We start from the raw sequence: 19451 nt of genomic DNA, 5'->3' as shown, positions 1-19451 counted from the left end.
CGTTCCCCTTTCGGCACTGGTTGGCGGCCTGTCCGACGGCTGCGGCATCATGGGCCGATGCGCATCGGGGTGCTGGGACCGTTCGAGGTCCACGCGGACGACGGCACCCCGGTGGACGTGCCGGGTGCCCGGTTGCGGGCGCTCCTGATGGCCCTCGCGCTCGACCCCGGCCGGGTGGTCCGGAAGGCGGCGCTGATCGACTGGATCTGGGGCGAGCACCCGCCGACCGACGCGGCGAACGCCTTGCAGCGCCTCGCCTCCCGGCTCCGCCGGGCCCTCCCGGGCGGCGTGGTCGACGGGCAGGCCGGCGGTTACCGACTGCTGGTGGAACCCGACTCCGTCGACGCCGTCCGGTTCGAGCGCCTCGTCGGCCGGGCGCGCGGCGTCGAGGGCGGGCACCGGGCGAAGCTGCTCCGGGAAGCCCTCGACACCTGGCGCGGCGCGGCCGCGCAGGACGTCGGACTCCGGGACAGCGAGGCGTTCGACGCGGCGGTCACCCGGCTCGAAGCGCTGCGCCTGACCGCGCTGGAGGACCGGTTCGAAGCCGAGATCACCCTCGGCGGGGGCGCGGAACCGGTCGCCGAGCTGACCGACCTGGTGGCCGCCCACCCGGCCCGGGAACGGCTCGTCGCCGCGCTCATGCGCGCCCTCGGCGCGGCCGGTCGGGGCAACGAGGCGCTGGCCGCGTACCAGCGCGCGCGGGAGGCCCTCGCCGACTCGCTGGGCGCGGACCCCTCGCCGGAGCTGTCCGCGCTGCACGTCGCCCTGCTGCGCGGCGAGCTGGGACGGCCCGAGGAGGACCGCAGGACCAACCTGCGCGCCGAGCTGACCAGCTTCGTCGGCAAGGACGACGACGTCGCCGCCGTCCGCGGACTCGTCACCGGGCACCGGCTCACCACCCTCATCGGACCGGGCGGCTCGGGGAAGACCAGGCTGGCCGCGGAAACGGTGCGCACGCTGCTCGGCGACCTGCCCGACGGCGCCTGGCTGGTCGAACTCGCCCCCCTCGGCGCGGGCGGCGAGGTGGCGCACGCGACGCTCGCCGCCCTCGGCCTGCGTGACGCGCTCCTCGGCGGACCGCCGGACGCGGAGCCGGTGGAACGGGTGGTCGCCGCCATCCGCGACCGCGAGGTGCTGCTGGTCCTCGACAACTGCGAGCACGTGATCGACTCGGCGGCGGAGTTCGCCCACCGGGTGCTGGGGGAGTGCCGGCGGCTGCGCGTCCTCGCCACGAGCCGGGAACCGCTCGGCATCACCGGCGAGGCGCTGTGGCAGGTCGCGCCGCTCGCCCTGCCCGACGAGGACGCCGACCCGGGCGCGGTCGAGTCGTCCCCGGCCGTCCTGCTGCTGCGCGACCGGGCCGGCGCGGTGCGCAAGGACCTCGCGGTCGACGCCCGCACGTCGTCGACCATGGCGCGCGTCTGCCGGGCGCTGGACGGGATGCCGCTGGCCATCGAACTCGCCGCCGCCAGGCTGCGCACCATGTCGCTGGACCAGCTCGCCGACCGGCTCGACGACCGGTTCCGCCTGCTGACCGGCGGCAGCCGCACCGCGTTGCCGAGGCACCGGACGCTGCGCGCGGTGATCGACTGGAGCTGGGAGCTGCTCACCGACGCCGAACGGGTGGTCCTGCGCAGGCTCTCGGTGTTCGCCGGCGGCGCGAACCTGGAGGCGGCCGAACGGGTCTGCTCGGGCGACGGGGTCGAGCCGGGGGAGGTGCTCGAACTGCTGACCGCGTTGACCGAGAAGTCGCTCGTGGTCACCGCGGGCGACCGGGCGCCGCGCTACCGGATGCTCGGCACCGTCAAGGAGTACGCCGGGGACCGGCTCGCGGAGGCGGGGGAGTCGGACTCGGCCCGCCACGCGCACCTCGCGCACTTCACCGAACTCGTCGAGACCGCCGAGCCGCACCTCCGCCGCGCCGAGCAGGTGGAGTGGCTCGCCGTGCTGGAGGCCGAGCACGACAACATCGCGGCGGCGATGCGCGGTGCGCTCGCGGCCGGCGAGGCGCAGGGGGCGATGCGGCTCGCCGCCGCCGCGAGCTGGTACTGGTGGCTCGGCGGGCACAAGGCCGAGGCCCACGAGCTGCTCGTCGCGGCGACCGGGACGCCCGGCGAGGCGACCGACGAGGTCCGGGCGCGGGCGTACGGGTTCCTGGCGATGTTCATGACCGCCGGGCGCAACGACCAGTACCAGGCGGAGGAGTGGATCAGGGAGGCGCACCGGTTCAGCGGGGACGACCGCGGCGGGCACCCGGTGCTGGCGTTCATCGCCCCGCTGGAGCGCCTGCTGCACGGGCCGGACGCGTTCGTGGCCGGGTTCGAACCGCTGCTCGCCCACGAGGACCCCTGGGTGCGCGCCGTCGGCCGGCTGCAACTCGGCAAGATGCGCATCCTGCTCGGCCGGGACGAGGAGAACGCCGACGCCTACCTGGAGGCCGCGCTCGCCGAGTTCCGGGCGATCGGGGAGCGGTGGGGCACCGCGTTCGCCCTGACGGAGCTGGCGAACCGGATCGCCATGCGCGGCGAGTTCGCGGCGGCGTGCGAGCACTACGAGCAGGCGATCGCGGTCGTCACCGAGGTCGGCGCCTTCGACGACGTCGTGGCGATGCGGCCCCGGCAGGCCCAGTTGTACTGGCTCGCGGGGGACGAGGAGGCCGGCGCGGCGGCCATGGCGGAGGCCCAGCGGTACGCGGAGCAGGTCGCCTGGCCGGACGCGCTGGCCGAACTGGCCCTGGCGAAGGCGGAACTGGCGCGCTGGCGCGGCGACGCCGGGCAGGCGCGCCGGCAGCTCGACGTCGCGACGGCCCTGCTGGGCGACAAGGCCGGGCGGTCCTCCGTCCACGCGGTGGCGCAGGACCTGCTCGGCTACCTCGCCGAGGACGTCGACGAGTCCCTGGCGCACCGCGCCGCGGCCTTCGAGACCGTCGCCGGGACGGAGCAGGCGCCCCTGATCGCGCAGGTGCTCGTCGGCCTCGCGGACCTCGCGCTGCGCCGGGAACAGCCCGAGCAGGCCGCGCGGCTGCTCGCGGCGGGCGACGGCGTGCGCGGCCGGCCGGACCGCTGCCACCCCGACGCCACCCGGATCGAGCGGGAAGCGCGGAGCCGCCTCGGTGACGCGCGGTTCACCGAGGCGACCCTGGAGGGCGCGCGGGCGAGCTGGCGGGAGCTGGCCGCGGTCACGCTCGCGCGGTGAACTTCGCGCGCGCCCACGCGTAGCCGACGACGGAGATCCCGACGCACCAGGCGACCGCGGCGATCGTGTGGCCGCTCGACGGCGTGCCGTCGAAGAACCCGCGCACGCTCTCGATGATCGGCGTGAAGGGCTGGTACCGCGCGAACTCCCGGACGCCGGGCCCCATCCTGTCGGCCGGCACGATCGCGCTGCTGAAGAACGGCAGCATGATCAGCGGCACGGTGGCGAACCCCGCGGACTCCACCGACTTCGCGGCCAACCCCAGGGCGACGGTCAGCCAGGCGACCGCGAAGCTCGTCAGCACCAGCAGGCCGGTCAGGGCGAGCCAGTGGGGGAACGTCGCCTGCGGGCTGAACCCCATCAGGAAGGCCACGCCGACGATCACCGCCAGGGCGAGCACGGTGCGCACCACGGTGGAGACGACGTGCCCGGTCAGCACCGCGCCGCGCGAGACGTCCATGACCTTGAACCGGTTGATGACGCCCTTCGTCATGTCCGAGCTGACCGCGACCGCGGTGGCGCCGAGGCCGTACCCGAGGGTCATCATCAGCATCCCCGGCGTCGCGTAGTCGACGTAGTCGACGCCGACGTCGAACGCGCCGCCGAAGACGTACACGAACATCAGCATCATGATCACCGGCAGGAAGACGGCGTTGAACAGCGTGACCGGGTTCCGCAGGGTGTGCTTGAGGTTGCGGCGCAGCATGATCGCCGAATCGGTGCTCATCGGACCGGGGCCTCCGTCCCGACGCGGGCGGTCCCCGTGCTCGGGTGACCGGTGAGGGCGAGGAAGACGTCGTCGAGGTCCGGCATGTGCACGGTGAGCTCCTCGACGTCGATCGCGTGCTCGTCGAGCCGGTCCAGCAGGACCCGCAACGACCTCGCCCGGCCGTCGCTGGGCACCCGCAGGACCAGGCCGTCCTCGTCGGGGGCGGAACCGGCGACGGCCCGCGCCGCCGCGCCCAGCCGCCCGGCGTCGGCGAACCGGAGCCGTACGTGACCGCCGGGGACCTGCCGCTTCAGCTCCTCGGGGGTTCCCTGGGCGACCAGTCCGCCCTGGTCGAGCACGGCGACCCGGTCGGCGAGCTGGTCGGCCTCCTCCAGGTACTGGGTGGTGAGGAAGACGGTCGTGCCCTCGGCCACCAGCTCGCGGACGATGCCCCACATCGTCCGTCGGCTGCGCGGGTCCAGGCCCGTCGTCGGCTCGTCCAGGAAGATGATCCGGGGCCTGCCGACCAGCGTCATCGCCAGGTCCAGCTTGCGGCGCATGCCGCCGGAGTAGGTCGAGGCCGACCTGCCCGCCGACTCCTCCAGGTCGAACCGCCGGAGCAGGTGCTCCACGACCCGCCCGCCCTCGCCGCGCGGCAGGTGGTGCAGGTCCGCCATCAGCCGGAGGTTCTCCCGGCCGGTCAGCAGTTCGTCCACGGACGCGGACTGGCCGGTGACCCCGATCGCCGCGCGCACCGCCTTGGTCTCCGTCGCGATGTCGTGCCCGGCGACGCGCACCGTCCCGGCGTCGGCGGTCGACAACGTGGTCAGCACGTTCACCGCCGTCGTCTTGCCCGCCCCGTTCGGGCCGAGCAGGGAGAACACCGTGCCCTCGCGGACGTCCAGGTCGATGCCGTCGAGCACCACCTCGTCCCCGTAGGACTTCCGCAACCCGGAAGCCAGGATCGCCGAGTTCGTCACGCCGACACCTCCCGCGCGTCCGACCAGGTGACCGGCAGCTCGTGGACGCCGTAGATGTTCATGTCGCTCTTGAGCCTCACCTCGCCGGCCGGGACGGCGAGCGCGAGGTCGGGGAACCGGCGCAGCAGCGCCTCGAACCCGACGCGCATCTCGACGCGGGCGAGCTGCTGGCCCAGGCACTGGTGGACGCCGTGGCCGAACGCCAGGTGACCGCGGGCCTTGCGGCGGACGTCCAGCCTGTCGGGGTCCTCGAACCGCTCGGGGTCGCGGTTGGCGGCCAGCAGCGAGACGACGACGGTCGACCCGGCGGTGATCGTCTCGCCGCCCAGCTCGACGTCCTCGGTGGCGTAGCGGTAGAAGACGTCGGCGATGGACAGGTAGCGCGTCAGCTCCTCGACGGCGTCGGGCAGCAGGGCGGCGTCGGCGCGCACCGCGGCGAGCTGCCCGGGGTGCTCCAGGAGCGCGAACGTGCCCAGCGCCAGCATGTTCGCGGTGGTCTCGTGACCCGCGAGCAGCAGCAGGAAGGCGATGCCGGTCAGCTCCTCGACGGTGACGTCGGCGTTGCGGGCCACGTCGGACAGGAGGTCGTCGTCGGGCGCGGCGCGCTTGCGCGTGACCAGTTCGGCCAGGTAGGAGGTCAGGCTGCCGTACGCGGCCATCTTCTCCTCCAGCGTCACGTCCCTCTCCAGGAACGTGGCGGAATCGCCCTGGAAGCCCGCCCGGTCCGCGTAGGGCACGCCGAGCAGCTCGCAGATCACCAGCGAGGGCACGGGCAGCGCGAACTCCTTCACCAGGTCGACCGGCGGCGTGAGGCGGGCCAGCTCGTCCAGCTGCCGTTCGACGACCTCGACGACGCGCTCTTCGAGCTGCTTCATGCGCTTGACGGTGAAGGCCCCGGTGAGCATCCGCCGCAACCGGGTGTGGTCCGGCGGGTCCATCGAGATGAACAGGCCCGGCACCTGCGGGGACGGCTCGGTCGCGACCGGCATGCCGGGGGTCTCGTACGGCACGTGCAGGACGCCGAGGTCCTGGCGGGAGCTGAACCGGGTGTCGGCCATGAGCTGCCGGACCGCGGCGTAGCCGGTGACGAGCCAGCCCTCGTGGCCGTCGGGGAAGAGCATGGGGCTGACGGGGCGGGCCTCGCGCAGCCGCGTGATCGCGCCGGGCGGGTCGAACGGGCCCGCGTCGCGGTCCACGGGCAGGCCGTGCGGGACGGGGACGGGCTGGGGCATCGGATGTCCTCTCGCGGGGTCGTGCGACCACGATCAGCGGTGGACCTGACACGGACCTGTCACGGCCCTGACACCCGCCCACGTCGGGTCCGAACCATGGCGTTCCACTCCCGGTGCGGGGCGCGGACCACCTGTTGTCGACGCGGGGTGGCGCCGCGGGCGCGGTCGGCGTCGGCGGGGTGGGGGAATCGCGGCCGGGGTCGCCTACCCTTCGTGCGTGCCCGAAGAAGATCGCAGCTGGCAGTCGGTGCTCGTACAGGTCGTCAACCGGTCGCACCTGGCGACGGCGGAGGACCTGCCGGGCATCATCGACGACGCCGCGGCGCTGGTCGGGGTCGTGGCGGAGCTGTACCTGGCCGATCTGGGGCAGCGGGAGCTGCACCCGGTCAGGCCGCGGGGCGGTGCGTCGATGTCGGTGGACGCGACGGTGGCCGGGCGGGCGTTCACCCGGTCGGAGATCGTCGTCTCCGGCGGCGAGGGCGGGTCGCCGTGTTTGTGGGTGCCGCTGTTGGACAGCACCGAGCGCCTCGGCGTGGTGCGGTTCACCCTGCCCGAGGGTGCCGACCCGCAGGACACGGTGCTGCGCTCCCGCTGCTGGGCGCTGTCGGGCCAGATGGCCCACCTCGTGCTGAGCAAGCAGCTCTACAGCGACCTGTTCCACCGCGTGCGCCGCACCCGGCCGCTGTCGGTGGCCTCCGAGCTGCTGTGGCAGCTGCTGCCGCCGAAGGTGTTCGCCACCGACCGGGTGGTGATCGTCGCGGCGATGGAGCCCTACGACCAGGTCGGCGGGGACGGGTTCGACTACGCCGTGGACGACGGCCGCGCCTACGTGGCGATCTTCGACGCGATGGGCCACGACCTGCACGCCGGCCTGACCACCTCGATCGCGCTGGCCGCGACCCGCAACGCCCGCCGCGCCGGCGCGGACCTCGTCGCCACCGCCGCGCTGGCCGACGAGACGATCACCGCGCACCGCCCGGCCGACTCGTTCTCGTACGCCACGGCGTTCCTCGCGCGGCTGGACCTGCACACCGGCGAGCTGGGCTACCTCAACGCCGGGCACCCGCCGCCGGTGGTGATCCGCGGCGGCCGGGTGGTGCGGGTGCTCGACGCGCAGGGCACCACCCCGCTGGGGCTGGGGCACCTGGGAGGGGGCAAGCCGGTCGTGCTGACCGAGCAGCTCCAGCCCGGCGACCGGGTGCTGTTCTACAGCGACGGCGTCATCGAGGCCCGCGACCCCGACGGTGAGCAGTTCGGCCTGGACCGGCTGGTCGACCTGACCGAACGCCACGAGGCCGGCGGCCTGCCCGCGGCGGAGACGCTGCGCCGCGTCGTGCGCGCCGTGCTCGACCACCAGGACGGGCGGCTCCAGGACGACGCCACCCTCCTGCTGCTGGAGTGGACCACCACGGACCAGTCCGCCCTGCTGCCCACGCTGTGACCCGGCCGGGGAGGTTTGGCGCGGGTGCACCGGGTAACCACTGGCGGCCGCACCGACGCGGCACCGCGACAGCGAGCACCCGGGAGGCCCGTGGACACCGAGACCCGTGAGCCGGGCGGCGAGTTCGGCTTCTCGCCGCAGGAGGCTCCGCCCCTGGGCCGGCTGCGGCAGTGGGTGCGGAGCCGGCTGGCCGACGCGTGCCCCGACCTGCTCTGCGACGTCGAGCTGGTGATCACCGAACTGGTTTCCAACGCCTACGACCACGCGGGCGGGCTGCTCGCCGTGCGCCTGTCCCGCCGACCCGACGGCGCCGTGCGGGTCGAGGTCGACGACGCCGCACCCGCCGGTGTGCTCCGGCTCGGCGCGTCGACGCGGGGGGAGGCCCGCGGGCGCGGACTGGTCATGGTCGACAACCTCAGCCGGACGTGGGGCGTGTGGCGGAGGGGTGATCGCAAGGTCGTGTGGGCCACCGTGCCGGCCGCCTGAGGCCGGCGTCGGGATGTTGGTGCCCGTCGAGCCGAATAGCCCGCGCGCCGGCGGGGTAGTTGGACGGTGCCGGTACTGCGCAGTGCACGGAAGGGCCACCCCGGTGGCCCGGCCAGTTCGACGCGGTGATGTTGAACAACCAGCACCCGTACCGGTCTGGTGGCGCGGTGCGGGCCGAAGGCTGATGTCCCTCCGGTCCGCACCGCGCCTTGCGGGCAGGGTCACGCCGCCGGTCACCGCCCGGTCGTGGGACGCCCTCCGGCAGCAGGTCCTCGACCGCGCGGCGCGGCGTGGGCGGCACCGGTGAGCCGAACCCGACGCGGAGCACGCTCTGCGGGACGACGGCCCCGCCGATCGAGTGGCGCGGCTCCTGGCGCACCGACCGCACCTCGACCGCCTGGGACAGGAACGACGCCGCCAGGCCGAGGTCGGTGGCCGTGAGCAGGACGCGTTGCAGGGCCTGCCCGGCCTGGAGCCCGGCGAGCGGGCCGTCGGTGAACGAGCACAGCACGACGACCAGCGGGTCGGGCTCGTAGTCCTTGCCGGGGACGCGCTCGACACCCCCGAAGTCGCGCAACGCCCACTCGTCCTGCGGCGCCGGTCGCACCCCGGCCGAGGCGGGCGGCACGCCGTCCGCGCCGCGCGGCCCCGTCCACGCGGCCGGCTCGGCCCGCCGCCGGGTCCTCGGCCTGCACGCGGTGCGCCTCGGCCACGAGCGCCTGCAACCGGGCGCGTTCCCCGCGGTCGGTCACGGCGTGCAGCCAGGAGCGCTCGCGTTCGGCCGCCCGGACCAGCGCGTGCCGGTGCGCGGTGGGGACCGGGGCGGCGCGGAACGGCCTGCGGTCGGTCCGCCGCCTCGGCACGGCCGCGGCCAGCCGGCGGGTCTCGTCGTCGAAGTCGCGCAGCCCACCGTGGCGGACGATGGCCAGCGCGCCGGGGGAGGGCCGTCCGCACACGGCCATCGGTCCCTGGTGGACGAGGACCAAAGGCCGGTGTCCCGGTCCGGCCGCGTCCCCAGGGGCGATCGGGAGGGGCGAGCGTGATCGCCGGCGGCGGACTGCGGAGGAACCTGCGATGAGTGCCCCGATCGTGGTCGGAGTGGACGGCTCGGCCTCGGCTTCGGCCGCCACCGGGTGGGCGGCCTCGGAAGCCGTGCGCCACGGCGTGCCGCTCCCGCTCGTGCACGCCCACCTCCCGCCCACCCGCGGTTACCCCGGACCCCCGGCCCCGTCACAGGGCGGCCGGAGGGACGCCGGGCGGGAACCCCGTGCCCGTCGGGTGTCGTCGCGCGGTGATGGGGACGGCCGGCTGTCCTCCGACCGGGTGGTCCGACCGGCCGGGGCGTCCTGCCCGCCCCACCCGGTGGCAGGTTGTGGTACCGGGACCGCCGGAGATCATCGAACTCGACGAGGTGGAGTCATGAGCACTGGTCCGATCGTGGTCGGCATCGACGGCACCCCCGCGGGCGACCGCGCGCTGCGGTGGGCGATGGACGAGGCGGTGTGGCGGCGGGTGCCGCTGCACGTCGTCAACGCCTACGCCTACGAGCCCCTGGCCGACTGGACGATGACGACCGAGCGGAACGCCGTCGCGCGCGCGGAGGCCCTGATCGACCGCGCGGTGCGCGCGGCCTCGGAGGGGCGTTCGGAGCTGCCCGAGATCGTCCGGGTGCCGGTGCGCGGCCCGGCCGCCGAGGCGCTGGAGAACCTGGCGCGGGACGCGGCGATGCTGGTCGTCGCCTCGCGCAGCGGCAGCGGGGTGCGGCAGGTCGTGCTCGGCAGCACCAGCATGCACTGCGTGCGGCACGCCACCGTGCCGGTCGTCGTGCTCCCCGCCGGCCACGTCGAGCACCCCGACGAGCCGGTCACCGCCGAGGGGACCACGCGGAAGTAGTCCGAGATCCCGGCCGGTGGTGTCGAGAACCCGCGGCCGGCTCCGTCCCCCGGGTGAAGCGCGACCACAATGGCGGTCGCACCGGCACCGAGGAGAACCACGATGGCCAAGTACCTGCTGCTCAAGCACTACCGCGGCGCACCGGCGGCGGTCAACGACGTGCCGATGGACCAGTGGACGCCCCAGGAGATCACGGACCACGTGCAGTACATGCGGGACTTCGCGGCCCGGCTGGAGGAGACCGGCGAGTTCGTCGACGGTCAGGCGCTCGCCCCCGAGGGCATGTTCGTCCGGTACGACGGCGAGGGCCGCCCGCCGGTCACCGACGGTCCGTTCGCCGAGACCAAGGACCTCATCGCCGGGTGGATGGTGATCGACGTCGACAGCCGGGAGCGCGCCGTCGAGCTGGCCGGTGAGCTGTCGGCCGCGCCCGGCGCGGGCGGGAAGCCGATCCACGAGTGGCTGGAGGTGCGCCCGTTCCTGGCGGCCCCGCCCACCATCACCGAGTGAGCTCACCGGACGGGCGGGGGCCGGTGGACGAGGCCCTGCTCCGGAGCCTCACACCGGGTGTGCTCGGCGTCCTCGTCCGCCGCGGGGCCGACTTCGCGGCGGCCGAGGACGCCGTGCAGGACGCGCTGGTCGAGGCGGTCCGCGTGTGGCCCGCCGACCCGCCGCGCGACCCCAAGGGCTGGCTGGTCACCGTGGCGTGGCGCCGGTTCCTCGACGCGACCCGCGCGGACGCCGCCCGCCGCCGGCGAGAGGAGGCCGTCGAGGAGCCGGAGCACGGCCCCGTGCCCGCGGTGGACGACACGCTCCGGCTGTACTTCCTGTGCGCCCACCCGTCCCTGACGCCGTCGTCGGCGGTCGCGCTCACGCTGCGCGCCGTCGGCGGGCTGACCACCCGCCAGATCGCCGCGGCCTACCTGGTGCCCGAGGCGACGGTGGCGCAGCGCATCAGCCGGGCCAAGCGCACCGTCTCCGGCGTGCGGTTCGACCAGCCCGGCGACGTCGCCACCGTGCTGCGCGTCCTCTACCTGGTCTTCAACGAGGGCTACTCCGGCGACGTCGACCTGGCCGCCGAGGCGATCCGGCTCACCCGGCAGCTGGCGACCGCCGTCGACCACCCCGAGGTGGCGGGGCTGCTCGCCCTCATGCTGCTCCACCACGCCCGGCGCGCCGGGCGGACCGCACCGGACGGCAGCCTGGTGCCGCTCGCCGAGCAGGACCGCGGCCGGTGGGACACCGCGCTGATCGCGGAGGGCGTCGCGATCCTCCAGGCGGCCCTCGCCCGCGACCGGCTGGGCGAGTTCCAGGCCCAGGCCGCCATCGCGGCGCTGCACGCCGACGCGCCCACCGCCGAGGAGACCGACTGGGTGCAGGTCGTCGAGTGGTACGACGAGCTGGCGCGCCTGACCGACAACCCGGTCGTCCGGCTCAACCGCGCGGTGGCGGTGGGGGAGGCGGACGGACCCCGGGCCGGCCTGGCGGCGCTCGCGGCGCTGGACGACTCGCTGCCCCGCCACACCGCGGCGGCGGCGTACCTCCACGAGCGGGACGGCGACCGGGCGACGGCGGCGCGCCTGTACGCCGAGGCGGCCCACAAGGCGCCCAACCTGGCCGAACGCGACCACCTGACGCGCCAGGCCGCCCGGCTCAACGCCCGTCCGGACCGCTGACGCCGGTCGTGTCGCGCCGGGCCGCGACGCGGACGTGCGCGCGTTCGCCCTGCCTGCCGACGAGGCTCAGGAACTCGACCGGGCCCGCGCTGGTGGCCCCGAACCAGTGCGGTGTGCGGGTGTCGAACTCGGCAGCCTCCCCCGCGTCGAGGACCAGGTCGTGCTCACCGAGGACCAGGCGGAGCCTCCCGTTGAGGACGTAGGCCCAGTCGAAACCCTCGTGGCTGCGCAGGTCCGGCTGGGCGTCGTCCCTCCCCGCGGGGAGGACGAACTTGTAGGCCTGGATGCCGCCGGGGCGGCGGGTCAGGGGCAGGACCGTGGAGCCGTCCTCGCAGGCCAGCGGTCGCAGGTGGACGCGGGGGTCTCCCGTCGGCGGCGCGTCGACCAGCTCGTCGAGCGTGACGCCGTGGACGCGCGCCAGCGGCAGGAGCTGTTCCAGGGTGGGGCGGCGCAGCCCCGCCTCCAGCCGGGACAGGGTGCTGACCGAGATGCCCGTCTGCTCCGCGAGGGCGGTGAGCGTGGTCTCCCGCCGGAGCCGGAGGCCCTTCAACCGCGGTCCGACGGCGTCCAGCACGCGATCGACGAGTTCGTCCACCCCTCCATTTTGCCATTCGGCAACGTGGTTTGCGCGTCGGGCGAGCCGCCCGCACGATCGTGGTGGACGACCGAGGAGGAGCCGATGACGCACGACTTCGACGAGGACTACTGGGAGGGGCACTGGCGGCGGGTGCCCCGGGACGGGCGCGGGAAGGCGGTCGAGCCGAACCCGCACCTCGTCCGCGAGGTCGGCGACCTGCCCCCCGGCACGGCGCTGGAGGCGGGGTGCGGTGAGGGGACCGAGGCGATCTGGCTGGCCTCACGCGGGTGGCGGGTGACGGCCGCCGACATCTCCGCCGACGTCCTGGCCCGCGCCGCCGCGCGGGACACCGGTTCCCGGGACGCCCCGACGTGGGTCCGGGCCGACCTGACCACCTGGCAACCGGACGCGCGCTTCGACCTGGTGACCACGCACTACGCCCACCCGGCCACGTCGCAGTCGGAGTTCCACGACCGGATCGCCGGGTGGGTGGCCCCCGGCGGCACCCTGCTCATCGTGGGGCACGCGCACGTCGAGGCGCACGCCCACAGCGGGCACGGGCACACCGCAGGGCACGGGCACACCGGGCGCGAACACGCAGGGGGGCACCCGCCGCCCGCCGAGGCGTCCGCCACCGCCGCCGGCATCACCGCCCGCCTGGACCCGGACGACTGGGAGGTCGTCACCGCCGAGGAGCGCACCCGGACACTCACCGCGCCCGATGGTCGGGCCGTGCCCCTGCACGACGTCGTCGTGCGCGCGACGCGACGCCGCTGACCGGCCGGCCGTCCACAGAGGAGGGAGGTGGCAGGGGGCGGTCCCCTGTCACGCCCCCGCCGGGATCAGCCGATCCCCTTCGTCCACTCGACGACCGCCCGGTGGTAGTCCGGCGCGTTCGCGGAGAAGTTGAGCGAGTGCCCGTAACCGGGGACGACGTGCGTGCGCAACCGGGCCTCGGGCGCGTAGAACCGCCCCTCCGACACCCGCAGCGCCTCGGCCGACGAGCAGTCCGCGCCCAGCGGCGGGCCGCAGAAGTTCCCGTCGTCCCCGCCCATGACGAGCATGACCGGCACGGTGATCCGCCGCGACACCGGGATCAGGCTGCCGATCAGCACCGTGCCCACCGTCTCCGTCGCCGTGACGACGTCCTTGGTGGCCTCGTCGAAGGCGATCGCCCCCGGCTCCGTCGCGCCGGGCCGGTGGAACGACGAGTAGCGCGTCCCGGCGACGGTCGTCAGGTAGCCGAGCCCGCCCTCCTCGACGTCGCGGTCGAGCAGGCTCGGGATCAGCGTGCTGAACACGGGCACGGCGCCCGGCAGGTTGATCTGGTGGGTGAGCCCGGTGATCACGACCCCGTCCACGTCGCGGTACGCCACCGCCTCCGTCGTGGCGATCGCCGACCCGATCGAGTGACCGACGAGCACCACCCGCTCGAACCTCGGCCGCAGCGACCGCACCACCTCGTGGACCGCCTTGGCCTGCGCGGACACCGTCACCAGCCCGCTGAGCGGCTTGGAGCTGCGCCCGCTGCCGAGTCGGTCGACGGCCACCGTGGCGATGCCGGCCCGGTTCACGGCCAGCCGGTACGACCGGCTCTCGGGGGCGTAGCCGATGTCCCAGTACGCGCTGTTGTACGTGCCGCCGGGCACCAGCACCTGCACCGTCGTCGCACCGCGGGGCACGCACAGCCGGCCGTGCATCGACTGCCTCGGCTGGCCGACGCCCACCGGGACCTCCACGTCCTCGCACGTGGTCGGCGCCGCACCGGCCGTGCCGGGGGTGAGACCGACGCCGACGGTGAGCAGCAGGACGGCGCCGAATCGGCGGAAACGCGACCAACCCACGGAGAACGACCTCCAGTTCAGTTCCGGGGGACCGCCGTCATCAGCATCCCGCTGGGATACGCGGCGGACGTGAACTTCACGCGCACGGGCTTGCCGGGCACGGGCACCAGCCGCCACCGCGCCGCGACGGTGGCGGCGACGACGAGGATCTCGGTGCGGGCGAACAGGTGCCCGACGCACTGGCGCGCGCCGAGTCCGAACGGGACGAACGCACCCCTCGGGATCGTCGCGGCGCGTTCGGGCGACCAGCGGTCGGGGTCGAAGCGGTGCGGGTCCTCGAACGACGCCGGGTCGTGGTGCAGGGCGTGCGGGCTGAAGATCACCTCGGCGCCCTCGGGCAGCACCACGCCGCCCAGCTCGACCGGGGCCAGGGCACGTCGCATGAGGAACCAGACCGGGTACTTCCGCAGCACCTCGTCGACCACCTGGTTGAGGTACGTCAGCTTCCGGGTGTCGGCGAAGGTGGGGGTGCGACCGCCCAGCACCTCGTCCACCTCGTCGTGCACCCGGCGTTCGACCGCCGGGTGCGCGGCCAACTCGTGGAAGGTCCAGGCCAGGGCCAGCGCGGTGGTCTCGATGCCGCCGACGAGCAGCGTCATGACCTCGTCGTGGACCTGCTCGTCGGACATGCCGGCGCCGGTGTCCGCGTCCTGGGCCATCAGCAGCATCGACAGCAGGTCGCCGCGGTCCGCGCCGTCCTCCCGCCACCCGCGCACGACGTCGAGCACGATCCGGCGCAGGCGTCGGATGGCCCCGTCGAACTCGCGGTTGCCCCGCAGGGGCAGCTTCTCCACGAACGAGGGCGACACGGCGCGGACCATGCCGTGCTTGAGCACGGTGAAGATGGATCGGCGCACCTCCTCGACCGCGCGCTCGCCCATCTCGGTGGAGAACAGCGCTTCACCCACGACGGTGACGGCCAGCGCCTGGGCGTCCTCCTCGACCGCGCGCACCTCGCCGGGGCGCCACGTCGCGGCCAGCCCGGCCGCCGCGCGCGCCATGGTCCCCGCGTGCAGGGCGAGGCGCTCACCGCTGAACGCGGGCCGCACCATCCGCCGCTGCCGGCGGTGGAACACGCCGTTCGACGTGGCGAGGCCGTTGCCGAAGATCGGCTGGAACTTGTCGAACAACGCACCCTTGCGGAATGAGGAACCCTTGGTGACCAGCAGTTCGTGAACAAGGCGAGGATTCGTCACGAAATAGGTGCGCATCGTTCCGAGATCGACCCGCACGATGTCGCCCCAATTCCGCAATGATGCGGTGAACGCGTACCGCCGGCGCAGCATCGGCATGGTGTGGCCGAGCACGGGAAGGCGACCCGGAGCCACCGGGACAGGCATGTCAGCTCCTAGCCGGATTTCGGGGATGGGTTACAGTAGAAGCCGTTCGGGTGAGGGTGACAGAGCCCGATCGAGTGGTCTCGCCCACCCCGACGATGCAATTGACGCCATCCGCCGGTCGCTAGGATGATGCCTCTTACGAAGTGGGGTGTGTGCGGTGGTCCAACGGGAGTGGATTCCCCGGAGCGTCGACGTGTCCGTTCCGAGCATGGCGCGCACGTACGATTTCCTGCTCGGCGGCGCGCACAACTTCGCGGTGGACCGCGAACTCGCCGTGCACGTCGAGCGCGTCATGCCGGACGCGCGTTCGGCGGCCCGCGTGAACAGGGCCTTCCTCGGTCGGGCCGTCCGCTACATGACGGACCAGGGGATCAGGCAGTTCCTCGACATCGGTTCCGGCATCCCGACCGTGGCCAACGTGCACGAGGTCGCCCAGGCCGAGGACCCGGGGTGCCGGGTCGTGTACGTGGACAAGGACCCGATCGCGGTGGCCCACAGCGAGTTGATGCTCGCCGACGACGACCGCGCGACCATCGTGCACGCCGACATGCGCGATCCCGAGTCGGTCCTGGGGCACCCGGAGACCCGGGGGTTGCTCGACTTCGACCAGCCCATCGGCCTGCTGGTGCTGATGATGCTGCACTGGGTGCCGGACGGGGACGACCCGTGGGCGCTGATGGCGCGCTACCGCGACGCGCTGGCCCCCGGCAGCCACCTGGCGATCACCCACGTGACCGCGGACGGCCAGGACGAGCGCCTCGCCGAGGTGACCGGCCTGATCCGGGAGAGCCGCAGCGCCGACAACCTCACCGAGCGCCCGCACGACCAGGTGGTCCGGCTGTTCGGCGACTTCGAGCTGGTGGAGCCCGGTGTGGTGGGGTGCGCCGCGTGGCGGCCCAGCCGGCGGGGCGACATGTCCGACACCCCGGAGATGAACATGGTGATCTACGGCGGGGTCGCCCGGAAGCCCTGACGCCGTCGCCGCGTCCGCTCCCGGCTCCCCGCTCCTGTCGTCCCGCTCTCCGTCGAGGTCCCGATCGAAGCAGGTCTGTCACCGATGTCGCAGCCGGGTTCCGCACCCGATCCCCGACCGGGCGCCCACGCGCGGGAGCTCCTCGCGCGCAAGTGGGCGTACCTGCTCAGCGGCGCCGAGGTGATCCCGCTCAGCTCGGCGGACCTGGACCGGGAACTGGGCGAGCAGGTCGACGCCCTGTGCGAGGCCATCACCCGCGAGCCGTTCGACACCGCCGCGGTCGAACGGGTCGGCGAGCACGTCGTCTCGCTCGGGTACGTCGGCGAGGAGGGCCTGCGCTGCACCGCCGAGGCCCTCGGCAAGGGGCTCCCGGCGCTGCCCGAGCTCCAGCCGCCCGCCGCGCACGCGGACCGCGTCGCGCTCGCGATCGGCGCGCTGGCCACCGGTTTCCTGGTCGCGAACCGGCGGACCGTGTTCGAGCAGCAGGAACGGATGCAGCTGTCGCTGCTCAAGGCCGTGCGCGACGCCAAGTGGAACCTCAAGGAGAGCCAGGCGCGGTTCGACGAGGTGGTCACGTCGTCGTCGAGCGGCATCGCGATCGTCGCCCTGGACGGGCGGCTCGTGCGGGTCAACGGCGCGATCTGCGACATCCTCGACCTCACCCCGGCCGAACTCGCCGACAAGGCCTTGTTCGACCTCGTCCACCCGGAGACGGTGGACGTGCTGCGCGGCGCCATGCGGGCCGTGGTGGAGGGCGGGCGGGACCGGGTCCGGCAGTCGCAGCGGTTGCTGCGCAGGAACGGCGACGTCGCCCGGATCTCGCTGACCGCGTCGCTGCTGCGCGACGCCGGGGGCGCGCCGGGCCACTTCGTCGTGGTCGTCGAGGACGGCACCGAGTTGGTGCTGCTCCAGAGCGAGCTGAACCGGCAGGCGCTGCACGACGTGCTCACCGGCCTGCCGAACCGGCAGTTCTTCGGCAGCCACCTGGAGAGCGCGGTGCGGCGGGCCGACCCGGTGCACGGCGTGACGCTGCTGCACCTCGACCTCGACGCGTTCGGCATGGTGTGCGACAGCTTCGGGTGGCGCACCGGCGAACGACTGCTCGTGCACGTGGCGCAGCGGCTGAAGTCCTTGCTGGCGCTGGAGAAGGCGATGGTCGCCCGGTTCGACGGCGACGAGTTCGGCATCCTCGTGGAGAACACGGCGACCACCCCGGACGTCGCCACCATCACGGCCGCCGTCAACCGGGAGCTGGCCGAACCCCTGTACGTCGACGACATCGGCCTGGCGGTGTCCGCGTCGATCGGCGTGGTGCGCGGCACGTCCCGGGAGCAGGACCACGCCGAACTGCTGCGCGCGGCCGACCAGGCGCTGCGGCGCGCGAAGGCCGGGCGGCGCGGGCAGTGGATGCTGTTCGACCCGGAGCAGGACGCGGCGGACCGGTCGGCGCACGCGCTGGCCCTCGGCATGCCGGGCGCGTGGGAGCAGGGCGAGGTCGAGGTCCGCTACCGCCCGGTGGTGCGGCTGGCCGACGGCGCCGTCGCGGGCGCGGAGGCGGTGCTGCACTGGGCGCGGCCGGGGGAGCCCGTGCCGCACGAGCGGTGCGTGGAGCTGGCCGAGGGAACGGGTTTCATCCTGCCGCTGGGGGAGTGGCTGCTCCAAGCAGCCGCCGGCCAGGTCCGGTGGTGGCGGCAGCGCGCCGCCTCGGTGCCCCCGTTGACGATCGCCCTGACCGAGCACCAGGCGTCCGACGCGGACCTCGTGTCGCGCGTGGTGCGGGTCCTGGAGCGCACCGGCCTGCCGGCGGACCGGCTGGTGGTCGGCGTGCCGGTGGGCGTGGTGACGGTGCCCGAGGCGGCGGACAACCTCGGCGTGCTGGCGGAGATGGGCGTGCGCACGGCGTTGGAGGACTTCGCCCTGGGGCCGGACGACCTGGCCGCCGCGCAGGACTTCGGCGTCCGCGCGGTCCGCGTGGCCAGGCGCCTGGTGGACCTGCGGACCAGGGCGGGGGCCGGGTACGCGACCGCCCTGGTCCCCGTGCTGCGCGACGCCGGCATCACCGTCGTGGTCGACGGCGTGGCGACGGAGGAGCAGGCGACGTGGTGGCGGGACGTCGGCGCGGACCTGGCGACCGGTCCGCACTTCGGCCCGGACGACCCCCCCGACGCCTTCCGGTCGCGCTCCACCCCCTGAGCGGCCCGGTCAGGCCGGCCGGGCGGTGAAGAACTCGTAGCTGTGGCCGTCGGGATCGCCGACGTACACGCCCCGCCCGCCCGCGAGGGTGTTGATCCGCCGGTCCCACCCGTTGCCGGGCCCGGACCCGTAGCGGATGCCGGGGTCCTCGGCCAGCACCCCCAGCAGGGCGTCGAAGGTGCCGTCGTCGACCAGGAAGCCGTAGTGGCCGGGCAGCACCGGCCCGCGGTCGTCGAAGTCGAGGGTCAGCGCGTCGCCGACCCGCACGGGCGCGAACGGTCCGGCGGGGGGCTCCACCCGCAGTCCGAGCAACCGGGCGAAGAAGCGCGCCGAAGCGCGCCGGTCCGTCGAGCGGACGACCACGTGGTCCAGGACGACACCCATTGCCGCTCCAATCATATGCGATTCGCACACATATTAGATGCGATCCGCACACGATGGCTAGGCTGGTCCACGTGACGACGAGCCCGGACGGCGGCCCGGCCCTGTTCCGCCTGGTCAGGTACTGGTCGCGGCGCTGGCCGCGCGGCGCGGCAGCCCACGGCGCCGACGACCCCCCGACCGCGCAGCACGTCCTGGTCGTCACCACCGCCGCGGCCCTGGCCGCCAAGGGCTCCGCCCCCACCGTCGGCGACCTGGCCACCGCCCTGGGCCTGGACCAGTCCGGCGCGAGCCGCATGGTCACCGCCGCCCACCGCGACGGCTACCTGGAACGCCACCGCGACACCGCCGACGCCCGCACCACCCGCGTCCGGCCCACGCCCGGGGGCCTCGCCCTGGTGGCCGCCGCGGAGGAGTGGCAGCGCGCCAGGTTCGCCGAGCTGACCGCGACGTGGAGCCACCAGGACCGCACCCGCTTCGCCGGCTACCTGACCCGCCTGGCCGACCAGCTCCGCGCCTGACCCGTCGCCG

Annotated in this window: 18 protein-coding genes and 1 pseudogene; 11 read left to right on the top strand and 8 right to left on the bottom strand. The window is 74.3% G+C overall.

The window, feature by feature from the left end; genetic code table 11:
• Positions 1 to 57 precede the first annotated feature (57 nt).
• Positions 58 to 3195 (top strand): AfsR/SARP family transcriptional regulator, encoded by a 3138-nt coding sequence (locus CKY47_RS08230; RefSeq protein WP_306745072.1) that lies wholly within the window; start codon positions 58 to 60, stop codon positions 3193 to 3195.
• On the opposite strand, the gene CKY47_RS08225 is transcribed toward CKY47_RS08230, so the two are convergent.
• Genes CKY47_RS08225 through CKY47_RS08215 form a run of 3 tightly spaced genes read right to left on the bottom strand, consistent with a single transcriptional unit; the run spans position 3179 to position 6116 of the window.
• Positions 3179 to 3922 (bottom strand): ABC transporter permease, encoded by a 744-nt coding sequence (locus CKY47_RS08225; RefSeq protein WP_306745071.1) that lies wholly within the window; start codon positions 3920 to 3922, stop codon positions 3179 to 3181. The genes CKY47_RS08230 and CKY47_RS08225 overlap by 17 nt on opposite strands.
• Positions 3919 to 4884, bottom strand: a complete 966-nt coding sequence (locus tag CKY47_RS08220) for an ATP-binding cassette domain-containing protein (protein ID WP_306745070.1) — start codon at positions 4882 to 4884, stop codon at positions 3919 to 3921. Before CKY47_RS08220 ends, CKY47_RS08225 begins: the two co-directional genes overlap by 4 nt.
• Positions 4881 to 6116 carry a cytochrome P450 gene (locus CKY47_RS08215; protein WP_306745069.1) on the bottom strand — a complete coding sequence of 412 codons (1236 nt, stop codon included), beginning with the start codon at positions 6114 to 6116 and terminating at the stop codon, positions 4881 to 4883. Before CKY47_RS08215 ends, CKY47_RS08220 begins: the two co-directional genes overlap by 4 nt.
• Positions 6117 to 6333: 217 nt before the next feature.
• Here CKY47_RS08215 and CKY47_RS08210 point away from each other — a divergent pair, with 217 nt between their 5' ends.
• Together CKY47_RS08210 and CKY47_RS08205 are read left to right on the top strand one after the other, a co-directional pair.
• On the top strand, positions 6334 to 7557 hold the full coding sequence (locus CKY47_RS08210; RefSeq protein WP_306745068.1) for a PP2C family protein-serine/threonine phosphatase: 1224 nt from the start codon (positions 6334 to 6336) through the stop codon (positions 7555 to 7557).
• Positions 7558 to 7647: 90 nt separating this feature from the next.
• Positions 7648 to 8043, top strand: coding sequence for an ATP-binding protein (locus tag CKY47_RS08205; RefSeq protein ID WP_306745067.1), 396 nt, complete (start codon positions 7648 to 7650; stop codon positions 8041 to 8043).
• On the opposite strand, the gene CKY47_RS08200 is transcribed toward CKY47_RS08205, so the two are convergent.
• On the bottom strand, positions 7973 to 8671 hold the full coding sequence (locus tag CKY47_RS08200) for a hypothetical protein (protein ID WP_306745066.1): 699 nt from the start codon (positions 8669 to 8671) through the stop codon (positions 7973 to 7975). The two genes, CKY47_RS08205 and CKY47_RS08200, sit on opposite strands and share 71 nt — an antisense overlap.
• Positions 8672 to 8964: 293 nt before the next feature.
• Between CKY47_RS08200 and CKY47_RS08195 the strand changes: the two are divergent.
• The 4 genes and pseudogenes from CKY47_RS08195 to CKY47_RS08180 form a co-directional block, all read left to right on the top strand.
• A pseudogene (locus CKY47_RS08195) lies at positions 8965 to 9294 on the top strand (universal stress protein); the annotation flags it as partial.
• A gap of 168 nt (positions 9295 to 9462) precedes the next feature.
• Positions 9463 to 9936: a universal stress protein gene (locus CKY47_RS08190; protein WP_306745539.1), complete on the top strand. Its 474-nt coding sequence runs from the start codon at positions 9463 to 9465 to the stop codon at positions 9934 to 9936.
• Positions 9937 to 10038: 102 nt separating this feature from the next.
• Positions 10039 to 10446: a YciI family protein gene (locus CKY47_RS08185; RefSeq protein ID WP_306745065.1), complete on the top strand. Its 408-nt coding sequence runs from the start codon at positions 10039 to 10041 to the stop codon at positions 10444 to 10446.
• Positions 10447 to 10469: 23 nt separating this feature from the next.
• Positions 10470 to 11612, top strand: a complete 1143-nt coding sequence (locus tag CKY47_RS08180; protein WP_306745538.1) for an RNA polymerase sigma factor — start codon at positions 10470 to 10472, stop codon at positions 11610 to 11612.
• Here the strand turns inward: CKY47_RS08180 and CKY47_RS08175 are convergent.
• The gene (locus tag CKY47_RS08175) at positions 11590 to 12207 is read right to left on the bottom strand and encodes a helix-turn-helix domain-containing protein (protein WP_306745064.1); all 618 of its coding nucleotides are present in this window, start codon (positions 12205 to 12207) and stop codon (positions 11590 to 11592) included. The genes CKY47_RS08180 and CKY47_RS08175 overlap by 23 nt on opposite strands.
• 84 nt (positions 12208 to 12291) lie before the next feature.
• Here CKY47_RS08175 and CKY47_RS08170 point away from each other — a divergent pair, with 84 nt between their 5' ends.
• Entirely contained in the window at positions 12292 to 12966 is a 675-nt protein-coding gene (locus tag CKY47_RS08170; RefSeq protein ID WP_306745063.1) for a class I SAM-dependent methyltransferase, read from the top strand.
• Between the two features lie 65 nt (positions 12967 to 13031).
• On the opposite strand, the gene CKY47_RS08165 is transcribed toward CKY47_RS08170, so the two are convergent.
• Together CKY47_RS08165 and CKY47_RS08160 are read right to left on the bottom strand one after the other, a co-directional pair.
• Entirely contained in the window at positions 13032 to 14033 is a 1002-nt protein-coding gene (locus CKY47_RS08165; RefSeq protein WP_306745062.1) for an alpha/beta hydrolase, read from the bottom strand.
• Positions 14034 to 14050: 17 nt separating this feature from the next.
• Positions 14051 to 15373 (bottom strand): cytochrome P450, encoded by a 1323-nt coding sequence (locus tag CKY47_RS08160; protein ID WP_306745061.1) that lies wholly within the window; start codon positions 15371 to 15373, stop codon positions 14051 to 14053.
• A gap of 157 nt (positions 15374 to 15530) precedes the next feature.
• Between CKY47_RS08160 and CKY47_RS08155 the strand changes: the two genes are divergently transcribed.
• Together CKY47_RS08155 and CKY47_RS08150 are read left to right on the top strand one after the other, a co-directional pair.
• Positions 15531 to 16346 carry an SAM-dependent methyltransferase gene (locus CKY47_RS08155; protein WP_371320635.1) on the top strand — a complete coding sequence of 272 codons (816 nt, stop codon included), beginning with the start codon at positions 15531 to 15533 and terminating at the stop codon, positions 16344 to 16346.
• 84 nt (positions 16347 to 16430) lie between these two features.
• Positions 16431 to 18539, top strand: a complete 2109-nt coding sequence (locus CKY47_RS08150; RefSeq protein WP_306745060.1) for a putative bifunctional diguanylate cyclase/phosphodiesterase — start codon at positions 16431 to 16433, stop codon at positions 18537 to 18539.
• Between the two features lie 9 nt (positions 18540 to 18548).
• Here the strand turns inward: CKY47_RS08150 and CKY47_RS08145 are convergent, their stop codons facing one another.
• The gene (locus CKY47_RS08145; protein WP_306745059.1) at positions 18549 to 18923 is read right to left on the bottom strand and encodes a VOC family protein; all 375 of its coding nucleotides are present in this window, start codon (positions 18921 to 18923) and stop codon (positions 18549 to 18551) included.
• Between the two features lie 71 nt (positions 18924 to 18994).
• Between CKY47_RS08145 and CKY47_RS08140 the strand changes: the two genes are divergently transcribed.
• A complete protein-coding gene (locus CKY47_RS08140) occupies positions 18995 to 19441 on the top strand; it encodes a MarR family winged helix-turn-helix transcriptional regulator (RefSeq protein ID WP_306745058.1) in 447 nt (148 codons plus the stop codon).
• Positions 19442 to 19451: the final 10 nt, after the last annotated feature.

Origin of the sequence: Saccharothrix longispora (genome assembly GCF_030852425.1) — a bacterium.
In the GTDB taxonomy this organism is placed as follows: domain Bacteria; phylum Actinomycetota; class Actinomycetes; order Mycobacteriales; family Pseudonocardiaceae; genus Actinosynnema; species Actinosynnema longispora.
The sequence above is the reverse complement of the archived record's forward strand: the minus strand, read 5'-3'. Positions and strand labels throughout refer to the sequence as shown.

Excerpts from the sequence above, each read along its gene's own strand:
- CKY47_RS08230 (WP_306745072.1), top strand. The coding sequence starts at position 58 with ATGCGCATCGGGGTGCTGGGACCGTTCGAGGTCCACGCGGACGACGGC.
- CKY47_RS08225 (WP_306745071.1), bottom strand. The coding sequence starts at position 3,922 with ATGAGCACCGATTCGGCGATCATGCTGCGCCGCAACCTCAAGCACACC.
- CKY47_RS08215 (WP_306745069.1), bottom strand. The coding sequence starts at position 6,116 with ATGCCCCAGCCCGTCCCCGTCCCGCACGGCCTGCCCGTGGACCGCGAC.
- CKY47_RS08190 (WP_306745539.1), top strand. The coding sequence starts at position 9,463 with ATGAGCACTGGTCCGATCGTGGTCGGCATCGACGGCACCCCCGCGGGC.
- CKY47_RS08185 (WP_306745065.1), top strand. The coding sequence starts at position 10,039 with ATGGCCAAGTACCTGCTGCTCAAGCACTACCGCGGCGCACCGGCGGCG.
- CKY47_RS08170 (WP_306745063.1), top strand. The coding sequence starts at position 12,292 with ATGACGCACGACTTCGACGAGGACTACTGGGAGGGGCACTGGCGGCGG.
- CKY47_RS08160 (WP_306745061.1), bottom strand. The coding sequence starts at position 15,373 with ATGCCTGTCCCGGTGGCTCCGGGTCGCCTTCCCGTGCTCGGCCACACC.
- CKY47_RS08150 (WP_306745060.1), top strand. The coding sequence starts at position 16,431 with ATGTCGCAGCCGGGTTCCGCACCCGATCCCCGACCGGGCGCCCACGCG.
- CKY47_RS08145 (WP_306745059.1), bottom strand. The coding sequence starts at position 18,923 with ATGGGTGTCGTCCTGGACCACGTGGTCGTCCGCTCGACGGACCGGCGC.